The organism is Sanguibacter biliveldensis (assembly GCF_033798665.1).
GTDB classification, from domain to species: Bacteria; Actinomycetota; Actinomycetes; order Actinomycetales; family Cellulomonadaceae; genus Sanguibacter; species Sanguibacter inulinus.
Window position 1 is genome coordinate 4,169,179 of record NZ_CP138359.1, and the last position, 12,616, is coordinate 4,181,794.

Below are 12,616 nucleotides of genomic sequence, written 5' to 3' on the forward strand. Positions count from 1 at the left end.
AGACCCCATGACCGAGACCCCAGACGCCCAGAAGATCACGTCGCTGCTCGAGGACTTCCGCTTCGGCATGTTCACGACGATCGACGGCGGCAAGCCCGTCGCCCGGCCCTTCACGATCCAGGAGGTCGAGGACGGCGGTGACCTGTGGTTCCTCGTGTCCAAGCAGTCGTCGGCCGTCCAGCAGCTCGCCGCAGACCCGCGCGCCGGTGTCGCGCTCAGCTCGAACGACAGCTGGGTGTCCCTCACCGGGACCGCGCAGGTGGTCGACTCGCAGGAGCGCGTCGACAGGTACTGGAGCCCGGTGGTCGAGGCCTGGTTCCCGGACGGCAAAGACGACCCGTCGGTCACCGTCCTGAAGTTCTCGGCCGACGGCGGCGAGTACTGGGACACCCCGGGCAGCCGCGTCGCGACGGCGATCGCCTTCGTCAAGGCGAAGGTGACCGGCGAGCCGATCGAGGGCGACACGGGCAAGGTCGACCTCTGACGCCCACCCTCCCCCTTCGCTGACGGCGTCCACCCCCGCCCCGGGGGTGGGCGCCGTCTGCGTGGGGCGGGACGTCTCGTCACGACGGGTAGAGCACACCGAGCGGCCCGGCCAGGAGACCTGTCTGGTCGACCGGCGCCTACACCGGAGGGACTAGTCGGTCCACCCCAAGACCGTCCGTCCGGCTGACGACACACGACGGCGCGGACGGCAGGCTGGGAACCAGGACAGACAGCCCGCCCAGCTCTGAGGAGCCCCCCGTGACCGCACACCCCGCACGACGCGACCAGCGTCGCGTGCCTCTGCCCGTCAGCTGGACGTTGCTGGTCCACCGGGCGCGGCTCCTCGCCTCGTACCTCGACCGTTCAGGCGTGCGCCCGGGTGACCGCGTCGCGATCGACATGCCGGCCGGCCCAGCGCTCACGGCCCTCACCTACGCCTGCTGGCAGTCGGGCATGACCGTCGTCGTCTCCGACCCCTCCCTCACGACCGGACAACGGATCGACGCCTTCTCCCGCGCCGAGCCCACGGCACTCGTCTCGACCTCGCCCGGTCTGCGTGCCTCTCGGTCGATCTCGTCGGTCCGCGTCCGGGTGGCCGCCGAGCCGCTGACCGTCGTCGCCCGGGCGGTCCTGCACTCCGGCTGGGACGAGCGCGAGCTCTCCCGTGGCCGGCTCACGGACGGCTCGACGCCGCGGGACGTCCCTGCCGAGGCCGCCGTGGTGGTCGGGCAGGACGCGGACGGTCAGCCGAGCTCCACGTCGTACAGCCAGTCCGAGCTGGTCACCCTCGCCGCGGTCTGAGCGAGCCGCTCGGGCCCTGGTTCAGGGGCGCAGGCGCGGCAGACCGGCGTCGAAGGCGAAGACCACCAGCTGCGCACGGTCACGGGCGGACGTCTTCATCATCGCCCGGTTGACGTGGGTCTTGACCGTCGCGGGGCTGATGAACAGGTGCTGCCCGATCTCCGCGTTCGACAGCCCGCCCGCGACGAGGGACGTGATCTGGCGCTCGCGCTCGGTCAGGTCTGCCATGCCGTGGACCGTCACGGCGGGTTCAGGGTCGGGCTCCTGCACGACGCGCTCGATGAGCGCTCGCGTCGCCGCCGGGGAGAGCAGCTGCTCCCCCTCGGCGACAGTCCGGATCGCGTCGATCAGCGCTGCCGGCTCGACCCCCTTGCCGAGGAACCCGCTGGCCCCGGCGCGCAGGGCGGAGACGACGAGCTCGTCGGTCTCGAAGGTCGTGAGGATGAGCACCTTGACCCCGGCGAGGGCGTCGTCGGCGCAGATGCGCCGGGTCGCCTCGATGCCGTCGGTCCCGGGCATGCGGATGTCCATGACGACCACGTCGGCCTGGGCCGAGCGGGCGAGCACGACGGCCTCGGCCCCGTCGGAGGCCTCGCCGACCACCTCGATGCCCGGCACGGAGTCGAGCAGCAGCCGGAAGGTCCCGCGCAGGAGCGCCTGGTCGTCGGCGAGCAGCACCCGGATGGTCATGGACGGTCTCCTTCGTCGGCAGGCAGGGGCGTGACAGGGGTCGTGCTGGTGACGTCGGTCCCTGAGGACGGTGCGGTGCTCCCGGGGTCCTCGCTGGTGGTCGCGTGGTCGGTCGCGTCCTCCGGCCTCCCCGCCGGGAGCGTGGCGACGACCTCGAACCTGTCGTCCGCGATCTCCCCGACCCGCAGACCGCCCCCGGCCGCGAGGGCCCGTTCACGCATTCCGATGAGCCCGTGCCCGGTCCCCGGGGCAGCGGTCCGCCGTTCACCGGCCGCGAGCGCCGCGTTGACGATGCGCAGCCGCACACCCGCCTCGCTCCACGCGAGGGACACCTCGACGGGCATGCCGGGTGCGTGCTTGGCCGCGTTGGTCAGGGCCTCCTGGACGATCCTGTAGGCCGCGAGGTCGGCGTGCTGCCCGAGCGTCCCGGGGCGTCCGGACTCGTGGACGGTGACGGGTGTCCCTGTCGACCTGTGGGACTCGACGAGCTCGTCGAGGGCGTCGATGCCGGGGACCGGGCGCATCGGGCCGCCGGGTTCCGTCGCGCCGTCAGAGTCCCTCGCGGGGCCGGCCCCGTCGTACCGGAGCAGGCCGATCGTCGCGCGGAGCTCGTCGATCGCGCGGCTCGTGTGCCGGGTGATGTCGCGCAGGGCGTGGGCCGCCGCCTGCGGCTGGGTCTCGAGGAGGTACTCGGCCACGCCCGCCTGCGCGTTGACGAGCGTGAGGTTGTGGGCGAGCACGTCGTGCAGCTCGCGGGCGATCCGGAGGCGCTCTTCCATGACGGCCTCCCCGGTCTCGCGCTCGCGACGTCGGAGCTCGCGCTCACGCGCATCACGACGACCGGCCCGCCAGGCTCCGAGCGCTGCCGCGGTCACGACGAGGTAGAAGACGACGAGGTCCGTCAGCGCGGTGACGCTCCCGTGGGCGAGCAGGCCGGCGACCATGAGGATGCCGCCTGCCGCGACACCCGCGCCCCACCCCAGGCGCCGCGGCGACCTGGCGGCGACGGTGTACGCGGCGAGCATCGTCCCGAGCGGGACCGGCTGGAAGGCCCCCATCCCCTCGGTCCGCTGCGCGATGCCGTCGGGCACGGCGAGGAAGACAAGGATGCAGACCTCGATCGTCACGACGCAGCCCAGCACGAGCACCGGGCGCAGCGTCCGGAGGGACAGCACAGCCGTCGAGAGCAGGACGAGCACCACGAGCGCTGGGCCGGGCATGGTGGGGCTGCCCGTCCGGACGATCGCCGTGGTGAGCATGGCCGCGAGCGCGGCGACTGTCACGCACCAGGTGACCGCGGTCGGCCGGCTCCGACGCACCGGCAGTCCGGGCTGAGGCATGCGGGCACCTCTCGGGTCGGGGGCTGGCGGCGGTGGTGCGGACGGAAGAGCAGGCAGAGCAGGAGGACGACCGAGCGGGTCGACGTGCTGCTGACGGGCGAGCCGCTGGCGGTCGTCTGTCCGGTCGTGCTCCACTGTGCCAGGCGGACCCCGGGCCGTCATCGTCCGTGGGTGGTGGTCTGTGTACAACAGGCGCGGTACACAGGCTGCCAGCGAGCAGTTCCGGGGCGTCGCCGATCTCCCACCTCAAGAGCTCGACCGCTCCAGCCCGCAGCCCGCGTGATCCCCCGTCTTCAGGCGAGGTTCAGCAAGTCCCGTCATCATGGTGCAGGTACGGGTCGCCCGACCGCCCGAGACCGTCCCTGGACGCGCTCCCCCACCTCGACCCCCTGCCTCCTCACCGGCGGCACGGGCCGATCTGCAGGAGAACCATCGATGATCACCGCCGCAGCGTCAGACCACGGCTTCACAGGCCTCACAGGGTGGGCCGCAGACCTCTTGCTGTCCGTCGGGGACATCGGCATCGGTCTCCTCGTGCTCGTCGAGGTGGTCGTCCCGCCGATCCCGAGCGAGGCGATCCTCCCCTTCGCCGGGTACCTCACGCAGTCGGGGTCGTTGAGCCTCGTCGGGCTCATCGTCTACAGCACGATCGGTGCGTGGCTCGGAGGGCTCGTCTATTACGGCGTCGGCCGCGCCCTGGGCATGGAGCGTGCCGTGCGGCTCGTGGCCGCGACCCGCCTCATCACCCGCGACGACCTCGACCGCGGTGTCAGGTGGTTCGAGCGGCACGGCCGACCGTCGGTGTTCTTCGGGCGCATGATCCCGGGCGTCAGGTCGGTCATCTCCATCCCCGCAGGCGCCGCCCGCATGAACCTCGTGACCTTCAGCGTCCTCACCATGCTCGGCAGCGGGCTGTGGAACGGGATGCTCATCGGCGTCGGCGCAGCCCTCGGCTCCGAGCACGAACGCCTCGAGAAGTACCTCGGGCACGTAGACCTCGTCGTCTACGCGGCGCTGGCGGCAGCCGTCGGCGTCCTCGTCTGGCGGCGGGTCCGCGAGGCCCGCAGCGCACGGTCGACGGCGCAGCCGTCGGTCTCCACCTCCCCGGAAGGACCGTCATGAGCATGTTCTCCAAGCTGACCCGTCTGGCTCAGAAGGGCCTCGCCGCCCAGCAGGGGTCCGCCTCGCGCGGGTCCGGCGCGGCTCCTGGCGCAGGTAAGGGTGGCTGGCAGGACCTCGTCCGGACCGCGGCCGACGCACTGACCGGTGACTCGTCGTCCGGTCGCGACGCCCAGCCGCGCCCGGGCGCGGAGTCTGGCTCACGGCCCGCTGCAGGTGCTCCTGCTGGACAGCACCGCACAACCCCCACGACCGGTCGACCGTCGACTCCCGCGGGCGCAGGGCGGGCCACGACCGATGTCAGCGACGCCGACAAGGCCGCCGTCGCGCGGTACGACTACCTGCTCCAGACGGCCGACCCTCACCAGGTCGAGCAGGTGCACCGCGAGGCCTTCGAGCGCCTGACGCCCACCCAGCGGTCGCAGATCGAGGCACGGATGCAGGCCGAGCTCCCGGCCGGCGAGCAGCCGCGGTCTGCCGGGACCGACGACCTCGCCCGGGCCGCCGCACGCACCGAGGCCCGCCAGCCCGGGACGCTCAAGGGTCTGCTGGCCCGCGCCGGTGGACGCGGCAGCGGCTCCGCGAGCGGGTCGGCGGGTGGGTCACAGGGAGGATTCGGCAAGGGCGCGCTCGTCGGTGGCGCCGCAGCCGGTGCTGCCGGGCTCGCGGCCAGCGGGCTCCTCACGGCCGTGGCCGGGGGCGCGGTCCTCAGCTCCGTAGCCGGTCCGCTCCTCGAGCAGGCCGTCGGGAACGGGATCGACTTCGACGCCCTCGGCAGCGTGGTCGACCTCGACGGGATCGCGAACGGTCTCGAAGGTCTCGGCGGGCTGGACGTGGCAGGCGGCGTCGAAGAGCTCACGAACGGTGCGGGTGAGGCAGTCTCGGGCTTCGGCGAGCAGATCAAGGACCTGGGCTCGGGCTTCGGCCTCCCGGGGCTCGACGACCTGCTCGGGCGCTGAGCCCCGACGGCCCCCAGACCGGCGCCCGCTAGAGTGGTCGGTGCCATGGACAACAAATTCAGCCCGAACCCAGCCATCCCCCTCGACCTCCCGACCGGCGAGCGCATCGCTGCCGCCGTCGAGCACTACGGCGAGCAGGACGTCGCTCTCAACGCCGTGACGCTCCTGCGCGGGGAGAACGCGGGCAAGGACTTCCTGCTCTACGCGGGCGGTCGCCACGGGCTCGGCATCCTCGACGGCGCGCCCACGCTGTACTGGCCTGCGCTCTGGGGCGCTCGCGCGCTCCTGCACGTCTGGGACGACTCGGCAGCCCCGGCCGTCATCACCGGCCTGGGGGACCAGGCGTGGCGCGTGCGCGAGATGTGCGCGCGGGTCGTGCTGCTGCGCGACCTCCCGGCGGTCCCTGAGCTGGTCCGCCTGACGACCGACCAGAACGCACGCGTTCGCGCCGCGGCGCTGCGTGCGCTCGCCGCCCAGGGCTCCGCCGAGCACCAGGCCGTCATCGCCCGGCGTTTCAGCGACCCGGACAAGTCCGTGCGCCCCGTCGCCCAGCAGGCCCGCGACACCCTCGCCGCACGTCTGGCTGCAGCCTCCGAGTAAGGCTCGGCCGCGCCCTCAGGGCAGCAGCAGGCGCACGTGCTGCGCTACCCCGTCGAGGATCTCCTCGACGGAGCGGTCTGCGGTGATGGTGGGGGCCATCGCCAAGAACATGATCCCTGAGACGACGGCGGCCCGGGCCCGGGCGTCGTCGGGCGCTGTCCTGCCCTCACGGCCGAGCACCTCGGCGATCGCCGCCTCGGTACGGGCGTTGAGCTCGAGCGCCTCGCGGTGGTGCGGCTCGTCAGGGTCGCCGAAGACCATCTCGCGCAGGTAGGTGCGCCCGTTGTCGACCTGCTTGCGGTTGCACTCCACCACGGGCCGGACGATCGCCATGACAGCCTCGAGAGGGTCGTCGAGCCCGGCGGCGGACTCGGTCCCGCGGACGAGGGCGTCCGTGTAGGTCGAGTTCTGGACCAGGAGCAGCAGCTCGCCCTTGTTCTTGGCGTAGAGGAACAGTGTCCCGGTGCCGATGTCGGCGGCGTCGGCGATCTCCTGGGTGGTGACCTCGTCGACCCCGCGCTCGGCGAAGAGCCGGCTCGCGGCCTCGGTGATGCGGCGCAGCTTCTCCTGCTTGTTGCGCTCGCGCCGACCGGGCTGCTGGGGGTCGGGTGACATGGCTGCCGTCCTCCGGGAATAGATGATGATTGCGCTCAGTTATGAGCATAGTCGCTACCGGATCTGCTCGGACGCGACCGCCATCTTCCCACGACACCACGAAGATCCTCGCTCGGCCGCACACCCCTCATGACACCCCCACCCCGCAGCGCCGAAGCGCGCCGGGGCCACCCGAAAGAGAGCCCACCATGCCTGCACTCCACGGAGCAGTCGTCCTCGTCACCGGAGCGAACGGAGGCATCGGGACACACTTCGTCCACGACGCCCTCGCCCGTGGCGCCAGCAAGGTCTACGCGAGCGCCCGGAACCCGCGCGAGTGGGACGACGAGCGCGTCGTGCCCCTCACCCTCGACGTGACCGACGGTGCGTCGATCGCCGCGGCCGTCGCAGCCGCCCCTGACGTCACGGTCCTGGTCAACAACGCCGGCGCGTCGGTGTCCTCCCCCAGGATCCTCAGCCACACCGACGAGGAGATCCGGTCGAACGTCGAGACCAACTTCCTCGGCCCGCTCTTCCTCGCCCGCGCCTTCGCGCCCGTCCTCGTCGCGAACGGGTCTTCCGTGATCGTCGACATCCACTCGGCTCTCGCCTGGTACGCGGTCTCAGGGATCTACAGCGCCACCAAGGCTGCCCTGTGGTCGGCCACCAACTCGCTGCGCATCGAGCTCGCCCCGCAGGGCGTCCACGTCGTCGGGGTCCACGTCGGCTACGTCGACACCGCGATGGCCGCGCACTCGACCGACCCCAAGCTCGACCCGGCCGACCTGGTCCGCCAGGTCCTCGACGCCGTCGAGGCCGACGAGTACGAGGTCCTCGCCGACCAGACCTCGGTCCAGCTCAAGGCTGCCCTCAGCGCACCGCTCGAGGCGCTGTACCCCGAGCTCGCGAAGACGACCGCAGGCACCGAGCACGCCGAGGCCTGACCGCTCGAGGATGCCGCCGGCACGGAGACGACATCTCCTGCCGACGGCATCGTCGTGCCCAGACGGTGCCGCCGGCAGGAGGTGTCGACGCTGCTCGCCCTCATGGGCGGCATCGGGCACCCCCGGGAGAGCGCTGCGCGCGGCTCGCCGAGGAGAGCACAGCACGAGGCGCGGCCGGTCGAGAGCACAGCACGAGGCCCGGTCTGCCGCAGGACAGATCGGGCCTCGTGCACGCTAGTCGCGCTCAGGGCGCGAGGAACCTCACCGCGACGGGGGCGAACTCTTCGTGGTGCTGGAAGATGCCGCCGTGACCGGAGTCCGGATAGATGATCAGCTCGGACCCGGCGATCCGGCGGTGCAGGTCTTCGGAGAGCACCGAGGGGACCATGCGGTCGTCGTCACCGTTGGCGATGAGCGTCGGCTGGGTGATGACCGACAGGTCCGAGGGGGCCGATCGGCCGAACTTCTGGATCGCGCTGAGCTGCGTCTGGAACGCCCTGGTCGAGATCTTCGCGTCGCGGTCGACGGTGCGCTCCTGCAGCCGCTGCAGGAACGCCTTCGCAGCACGCTTGCCCGTCGCGTTGCGGTTGAAGAAGAGGAACTCCTTGGGGTCGGAGCGGGTCAGCGTGGCGCGCAGGACGTCGTAGTAGGTGGTCCGCACGACCTTGTCCATGTCCTTGCCGCCCCGGGGACCGGTCCCGGTGAGCACGAGCCTGCGCACGAGCTCGGGGTGCTTGACCACGAGGTCCTGCGCGATCATCCCGCCCATAGAGAAGGAGAAGATGTCGATCGTCTCGTGACCGAGGGCCCTGATGAAGGTGTAGGCGTCGTCCGCCGCCTCCTCGATCGTCTTCGGGACGCTGCCCGTGGACGCCCCGACCCCACGTTGGTCGAAGGTGATGACGTGACGCCCCTGCGCGATCGGGTCCACGATGCGCGGGCCCCAGTTGTCGAGCGTCGCGGCGAGGTGGACGAAGAACACGACGGGGATGCCGCCCTTCGGCCCGAGCTCGCGGTAGGCGTAGGTGACGCCGCCCGCGGTGACGGTGCGGGAGGGCGCCTGGGCGTACGAGGTGATGACGGACTCGTCGTGAGTGCTCATGACGGGTCTCCTGCGGGGTGCGACGACGGGACCGTGACGACAGCCTTGCCCCGGATGCCGCCCTTCGCCAGCGCGGCGAGCGCCTGCGGTGTCTCGTCGAAGGTCGAGACCTTACCGACCACGGGGCGCAGGACGCCCGAGTCGACGAGGGCGGCGATCTGGCGGAGCTGCTCGCCGCTCGGGCCCATGAAGAGGAACTCGTAGGTGACGCCGAGGTTCTTGGCCTGCTTGCGGACCTTCCGGCTGAGCGCTGTGATCGCCAGGCGCAGCACGGGGTTGAGCCCTGCCTCGCGCGCGAAGGTCGGGTCGGGAGGGCCCGAGATGCCGATCGCCTTCCCACCGGGCCGGAGGATGCGCAGCGACTTCTCGAGGTTCTCCCCGCCGAGGCTGTCGAGCACCAGGTCGTAGCCGCTCAGCTGGGCCTCGAAGTCCTGAGAGCGGTAGTCGATGACGACGTCGGCGCCGAGCTCCCGCACGAAGTCCGCGTTCGAGGCGCTGGCCGTGGTCGCGACCGTCGCGCCGAGGTGCTTGGCCAGCTGGATCGCGACGGAACCGACACCACCGGCACCGGCGTGGATCAGCACCTTCTGACCAGGACGGACCGCGCCCTTGACCACGAGCGCCTGCCAGGCGGTGAGCGCGACGAGCGGCAACGACCCGGCCTCCTCGACGGAGATCGAGGTCGGCGCGAGCGCGAGGTCCTGCTCGGCGACGGCGACACGCTCGGCGAAGGTGCCGATCTGGTCCTTGCCGGGGCGGGCGTAGACCTCGTCACCCACTGCGAAGCCCCGGACCTTCGAGCCGACGCGGACGACGGTTCCCGCGACGTCGTGCCCCAGGGGCAGCGGGAGCCTGTACGGGAGGATCTGCTTGAACTCGCCCTCGCGGATCTTCTCGTCGAGCTGGTTCAGCCCGGCCGCCCGCACCTGGACGAGGACGTCACGGTCCCCGACGGTGGGCTCGGGGACGTCCGCCTCGTGCAGCGGGCCCTTGTACGACGTGACGACGAACGCTCTCATGGTGCCTTCTCCTGGTCGTGGTGCGTGGTGATGGGGCGACGGAGGTGGTCGAGCATCGTGGCGACCACCTGCCGTCCGTGCTGTGCGACGGCGCCGTGGCCGGCGTCGGGAAGGATCTGCACGTCCGTCGAGGGGGCGCCCGGACGGCCACGGCCTGGGCGACCATCCCACCCATCGACTGCCCGAAGAGGTCGACGCGCTCGCAGCCGAGGGCCTCCACGACGGCGACGACGTCGGCAGCCATCGCCTCGATGCTGCCCTGCACCTCGCCCCGTCGACGCGCCGACGCCGCGGTAGCCGACGGCGACGACGTGCCGCTCCTCGGCGAGCCCGTCCACGATGCGCGGGTCCCAGTCGTCGAGGTTCGCACCGACGTGCGTCAGCGCGACGAGGGGGACGCCGGTCCGTGGTCCCAGCTCGCGGTAGACGATGTCTGCACCTGCTGCCGAGACTGTCGACATCGGGGCGTCTACCCATCTCTGGGCTGTCCGCTGCTCTCGCACGTCGCCCTCCTGGGCTCTTCTGGTCATCGATTGATCCGAGTCTACTCAATACTGAGCGCACTCAGAACATCTGTTAAGGGTGGGCGCGTGGGATCTCGACCGGGGATGCCACCACTCTGACTCACGTCGTCTCCGCGATCCTGTACCTCTCCATGACGGCGACGGTCGGACCGCGCACTGCCGAGGCCCCCTACACCCGCTGACGTGCAGGGACCGAGCCGAAGGGCTCACGAGGTCCCAGGTCTGGCTTGGCATGGTGGGGGACGACCCCCACCACCAGGCCGCTCCGCACCCTCCTGGGCGTGGTCGGACCGAAGCCGCGCCCGACGACGGCTCAGAGCGGGGGCACCGCTCCACGAGAGGAACGACCATGCACGCACCGCTCTCCCTACCCGCGCTCCCACCGACGGCCGCAGCCCGGACCCCGCAGGCTCGATCATGAGCGCCGAAGCCGCAGGTACGACCGACCTGCAGGTCACCGTCGTCACCGCTGAGGGCGAGCTCTGGTCCGGTAGGGCGACGGCAGTGACGGTCCCGGCTGCGACGGGGTCCCTCGGCATCCTCCCTCGCCGGCAGCCGCTCGCGACCGAACTCAGGAACGGCACCGTCACGATCCACACACCCTCGGGCGACTCTGTGAGCTGCACGGTGACCGGCGGGTTCGTGGTCGTCGACCAGGACGAGGTCACCGTGATCGCCGACGGGGCCGAGACGCCCGCCGTGCGTTGACCCAGTCCTCGCGATGCCCGAGCTGCGACCGAGGCTAGGAGCGGACCGGCGGGGCGGGGCGGGGCGGGGCGGGGCGAACCGACGCTCGGCTCGGCTCGGCTCGGCTCGGCTCGGCTCGGCTCGGCTCGGCTCGGCTCGGCTCGGCTCGGCTCGGCTCGGCTCGGCTCGGCTCGGCTCGGCTCGGCTCGGCTCGGCTCGGCTCGGCTCGGCTCGGCTCGGCTCGGCTCGGCTCGGCTCGGCTCGGCTCGGTGCAGGATGCGGCGTGCCTCAGGGCGCGGCATGGTGGGGGCGATGGACCACACCACAGCGAACGAGCTCCTGACGGCGCGTCGAGCCGAGCTTGTCCTCGAGCTCGAGCGTGTCGACTCCGACCTCGAATCCGCTCGCTCGGCCAAGACCGACGGCACGGACGACGACGAGCACGACCCCGAAGGGGCGACCACGTCAGCGCAGTGGTCCCATGCCACGGGCATGTGGCGGTCGGTCCTGTCGCAGATCGACGAGGTCGACCTCGCGCTCGCCCGGGTGCGACAAGGCAACTACGGGACGTGCATCCGGTGCAGCCGTGCCATCACCGACGGGCGCCTCGAGGCGAGGCCGGCGGCTGCTCTCTGCATCAGCTGTGCGCGAGAGCTCTCGACCTGAGACAGGCCGCGCCACGGTGGCCGCAGGACCGCGGTCTCGTCAGACCAGCGCGGCGTCTCCGGACGAACGCGGCGTCCACGGACGAGCGCGGCGTCCACGGACGAGCGCGATCCCCGTCAGACGAGCGCCGTCCCGTCAGACGAGCGCTGCCCCTTCAGACGAGCGCTGCCCCTTCAGACGAGCGCGGGCTCCGGAAGGATCCCGTGCACGACGAGATGGTTGCGGATCTCGGCGGTCACCTCGTCCGCCAGCTCCTCGAAGAATCCGTGCCTGTACCCGGGGTAGGTCGTGAGGTCAGCGCCGGGGATGTGCTCGGCGAGCCGCTCTGCATTCACGGCGGGTGTCATGAGGTCGTCGTCGCCGTGCAGCACGAGCGTCGGTGCGGTGATCTGACCGAGCTCAGCCGAGGCGTCGTGACGTCCGCTCACCCTGAGGTGGGCGCGGGCCTCCGCGCGACTCATCGTGGGATCACCGAGCAGGTGGCTCCGCTCGGGGGTCCCCGGCCACTGCGGTGTGTAGAAGAGGTCGTGGAGGACCCGGCGCCCCTCGCCCGGTTCCGCGCGGGCGATCGAGAGACGGGTCTCGGTGCTGCGCTCGACAGCCAGCTCTCCGCCGGGGGACGTGCAGGCGAGGATGAGCGCTGACACGAGGCCGGGCCTGCTGATCGCCAGCTTCTGCGCGATGCGTCCGCCCATGGACGTCCCGTAGACAGCCGCGCTGGAGATGTTGAGGTATCCCAGGACGTCTGCGACGTCGTCGGCAAAGGTGTCGGTCGTCCACTCTTCGACAGGCCCACGGCTGCCGCCAGTCCCGCGGTAATCGATCGTCAGTGTGCTCAGGCTGTCCTCGAAGCGCTCGCGCAGTCCCGTCCACCACCTGTGGGAGTTTGCCTGGCCCTGCAGGAGGACAAGAGTAGGGGCGCCCTTGGGGCCGCCCCGCTGCGCGCGGAGCTCAAAACCGTCACGTGCGAAGACGGTCAGCGTGGTCAGAGTCATCCCACGACCGTAGACCCGCACGCACACCGACATGCCGCTCTAGGGCGTTCCCTTCATCACTCAGGGGTCTATCTGGCGTTCTCTTCGTCA

The 12,616-nt window shown here is 71.5% G+C and carries 15 protein-coding genes; 8 read left to right on the forward strand and 7 right to left on the reverse strand.

Annotated features, from left to right (window positions below; genetic code table 11):
• Nucleotides 1-7: 7 nt before the first annotated feature.
• On the forward strand, nucleotides 8-484 hold the full coding sequence (locus SANBI_RS18135; protein WP_056126934.1) for a pyridoxamine 5'-phosphate oxidase family protein: 477 nt from the start codon (nucleotides 8-10) through the stop codon (nucleotides 482-484).
• Between the two features lie 260 nt (nucleotides 485-744).
• A complete protein-coding gene (locus tag SANBI_RS18140; RefSeq protein ID WP_319157554.1) occupies nucleotides 745-1,287 on the forward strand; it encodes an AMP-binding protein in 543 nt (180 codons plus the stop codon).
• A 21-nt stretch (nucleotides 1,288-1,308) separates the two neighbouring features.
• On the opposite strand, the gene SANBI_RS18145 is transcribed toward SANBI_RS18140, so the two are convergent.
• Both SANBI_RS18145 and SANBI_RS18150 read right to left on the reverse strand, forming a co-directional pair.
• Nucleotides 1,309-1,977, reverse strand: a complete 669-nt coding sequence (locus tag SANBI_RS18145; RefSeq protein ID WP_319157556.1) for a response regulator transcription factor — start codon at nucleotides 1,975-1,977, stop codon at nucleotides 1,309-1,311.
• Nucleotides 1,974-3,317 (reverse strand): sensor histidine kinase, encoded by a 1,344-nt coding sequence (locus SANBI_RS18150; RefSeq protein WP_319157558.1) that lies wholly within the window; start codon nucleotides 3,315-3,317, stop codon nucleotides 1,974-1,976. The genes SANBI_RS18145 and SANBI_RS18150 overlap by 4 nt, the downstream gene beginning before the upstream one ends.
• A 435-nt stretch (nucleotides 3,318-3,752) precedes the next feature.
• Here SANBI_RS18150 and SANBI_RS18155 point away from each other — a divergent pair, with 435 nt between their 5' ends.
• From SANBI_RS18155 to SANBI_RS18165, 3 genes are read left to right on the forward strand one after another with little or no spacing between them, the layout of a single operon-like run.
• A complete protein-coding gene (locus tag SANBI_RS18155) occupies nucleotides 3,753-4,439 on the forward strand; it encodes a DedA family protein (RefSeq protein ID WP_319157559.1) in 687 nt (228 codons plus the stop codon).
• Complete coding sequence (locus SANBI_RS18160) at nucleotides 4,436-5,395, forward strand: hypothetical protein (RefSeq protein WP_319157561.1); 960 nt, start codon at nucleotides 4,436-4,438, stop codon at nucleotides 5,393-5,395. The genes SANBI_RS18155 and SANBI_RS18160 overlap by 4 nt, the downstream gene beginning before the upstream one ends.
• Nucleotides 5,396-5,440: 45 nt before the next feature.
• Entirely contained in the window at nucleotides 5,441-5,995 is a 555-nt protein-coding gene (locus tag SANBI_RS18165) for a HEAT repeat domain-containing protein (protein ID WP_319157563.1), read from the forward strand.
• Between the two features lie 15 nt (nucleotides 5,996-6,010).
• Here SANBI_RS18165 and SANBI_RS18170 read toward each other — a convergent pair whose 3' ends face one another.
• Complete coding sequence (locus tag SANBI_RS18170; RefSeq protein ID WP_319157565.1) at nucleotides 6,011-6,610, reverse strand: TetR/AcrR family transcriptional regulator; 600 nt, start codon at nucleotides 6,608-6,610, stop codon at nucleotides 6,011-6,013.
• A gap of 188 nt (nucleotides 6,611-6,798) precedes the next feature.
• On the opposite strand from SANBI_RS18170, the gene SANBI_RS18175 reads away from it, so the two are divergent.
• The gene (locus SANBI_RS18175) at nucleotides 6,799-7,533 is read left to right on the forward strand and encodes an SDR family oxidoreductase (RefSeq protein ID WP_319157567.1); all 735 of its coding nucleotides are present in this window, start codon (nucleotides 6,799-6,801) and stop codon (nucleotides 7,531-7,533) included.
• Nucleotides 7,534-7,777: 244 nt separating this feature from the next.
• Here SANBI_RS18175 and SANBI_RS18180 read toward each other — a convergent pair whose 3' ends face one another.
• The 3 genes from SANBI_RS18180 to SANBI_RS18840 are packed head-to-tail and all read right to left on the reverse strand — an operon-like array spanning nucleotide 7,778 to nucleotide 9,898.
• Nucleotides 7,778-8,635 carry an alpha/beta fold hydrolase gene (locus tag SANBI_RS18180; protein ID WP_319157569.1) on the reverse strand — a complete coding sequence of 286 codons (858 nt, stop codon included), beginning with the start codon at nucleotides 8,633-8,635 and terminating at the stop codon, nucleotides 7,778-7,780.
• Nucleotides 8,632-9,654: an NADP-dependent oxidoreductase gene (locus SANBI_RS18185; RefSeq protein ID WP_319157571.1), complete on the reverse strand. Its 1,023-nt coding sequence runs from the start codon at nucleotides 9,652-9,654 to the stop codon at nucleotides 8,632-8,634. The genes SANBI_RS18180 and SANBI_RS18185 overlap by 4 nt, the downstream gene beginning before the upstream one ends.
• Nucleotides 9,575-9,898: an alpha/beta fold hydrolase gene (locus SANBI_RS18840; protein ID WP_408669724.1), complete on the reverse strand. Its 324-nt coding sequence runs from the start codon at nucleotides 9,896-9,898 to the stop codon at nucleotides 9,575-9,577. The genes SANBI_RS18185 and SANBI_RS18840 overlap by 80 nt, the downstream gene beginning before the upstream one ends.
• A gap of 697 nt (nucleotides 9,899-10,595) precedes the next feature.
• On the opposite strand from SANBI_RS18840, the gene SANBI_RS18195 reads away from it, so the two are divergent.
• Together SANBI_RS18195 and SANBI_RS18200 are read left to right on the forward strand one after the other, a co-directional pair.
• Nucleotides 10,596-10,886, forward strand: coding sequence for a F0F1 ATP synthase subunit epsilon (locus SANBI_RS18195; protein ID WP_319157575.1), 291 nt, complete (start codon nucleotides 10,596-10,598; stop codon nucleotides 10,884-10,886).
• A gap of 291 nt (nucleotides 10,887-11,177) precedes the next feature.
• Entirely contained in the window at nucleotides 11,178-11,531 is a 354-nt protein-coding gene (locus SANBI_RS18200) for a TraR/DksA family transcriptional regulator (RefSeq protein ID WP_319157577.1), read from the forward strand.
• A gap of 173 nt (nucleotides 11,532-11,704) precedes the next feature.
• On the opposite strand, the gene SANBI_RS18205 is transcribed toward SANBI_RS18200, so the two are convergent.
• Complete coding sequence (locus SANBI_RS18205; RefSeq protein WP_319157579.1) at nucleotides 11,705-12,526, reverse strand: alpha/beta fold hydrolase; 822 nt, start codon at nucleotides 12,524-12,526, stop codon at nucleotides 11,705-11,707.
• Nucleotides 12,527-12,616: the final 90 nt, after the last annotated feature.

Coding starts and splice junctions, on each gene's coding strand:
- SANBI_RS18135 (WP_056126934.1), top strand. CDS start 8: ATGACCGAGACCCCAGACGCCCAGAAGATCACGTCGCTGCTCGAGGAC.
- SANBI_RS18145 (WP_319157556.1), bottom strand. CDS start 1,977: ATGACCATCCGGGTGCTGCTCGCCGACGACCAGGCGCTCCTGCGCGGG.
- SANBI_RS18150 (WP_319157558.1), bottom strand. CDS start 3,317: ATGCCTCAGCCCGGACTGCCGGTGCGTCGGAGCCGGCCGACCGCGGTC.
- SANBI_RS18155 (WP_319157559.1), top strand. CDS start 3,753: ATGATCACCGCCGCAGCGTCAGACCACGGCTTCACAGGCCTCACAGGG.
- SANBI_RS18160 (WP_319157561.1), top strand. CDS start 4,436: ATGAGCATGTTCTCCAAGCTGACCCGTCTGGCTCAGAAGGGCCTCGCC.
- SANBI_RS18165 (WP_319157563.1), top strand. CDS start 5,441: ATGGACAACAAATTCAGCCCGAACCCAGCCATCCCCCTCGACCTCCCG.
- SANBI_RS18170 (WP_319157565.1), bottom strand. CDS start 6,610: ATGTCACCCGACCCCCAGCAGCCCGGTCGGCGCGAGCGCAACAAGCAG.
- SANBI_RS18175 (WP_319157567.1), top strand. CDS start 6,799: ATGCCTGCACTCCACGGAGCAGTCGTCCTCGTCACCGGAGCGAACGGA.
- SANBI_RS18180 (WP_319157569.1), bottom strand. CDS start 8,635: ATGAGCACTCACGACGAGTCCGTCATCACCTCGTACGCCCAGGCGCCC.
- SANBI_RS18185 (WP_319157571.1), bottom strand. CDS start 9,654: ATGAGAGCGTTCGTCGTCACGTCGTACAAGGGCCCGCTGCACGAGGCG.
- SANBI_RS18840 (WP_408669724.1), bottom strand. CDS start 9,898: ATGGCTGCCGACGTCGTCGCCGTCGTGGAGGCCCTCGGCTGCGAGCGC.
- SANBI_RS18195 (WP_319157575.1), top strand. CDS start 10,596: ATGAGCGCCGAAGCCGCAGGTACGACCGACCTGCAGGTCACCGTCGTC.
- SANBI_RS18200 (WP_319157577.1), top strand. CDS start 11,178: ATGGACCACACCACAGCGAACGAGCTCCTGACGGCGCGTCGAGCCGAG.
- SANBI_RS18205 (WP_319157579.1), bottom strand. CDS start 12,526: ATGACTCTGACCACGCTGACCGTCTTCGCACGTGACGGTTTTGAGCTC.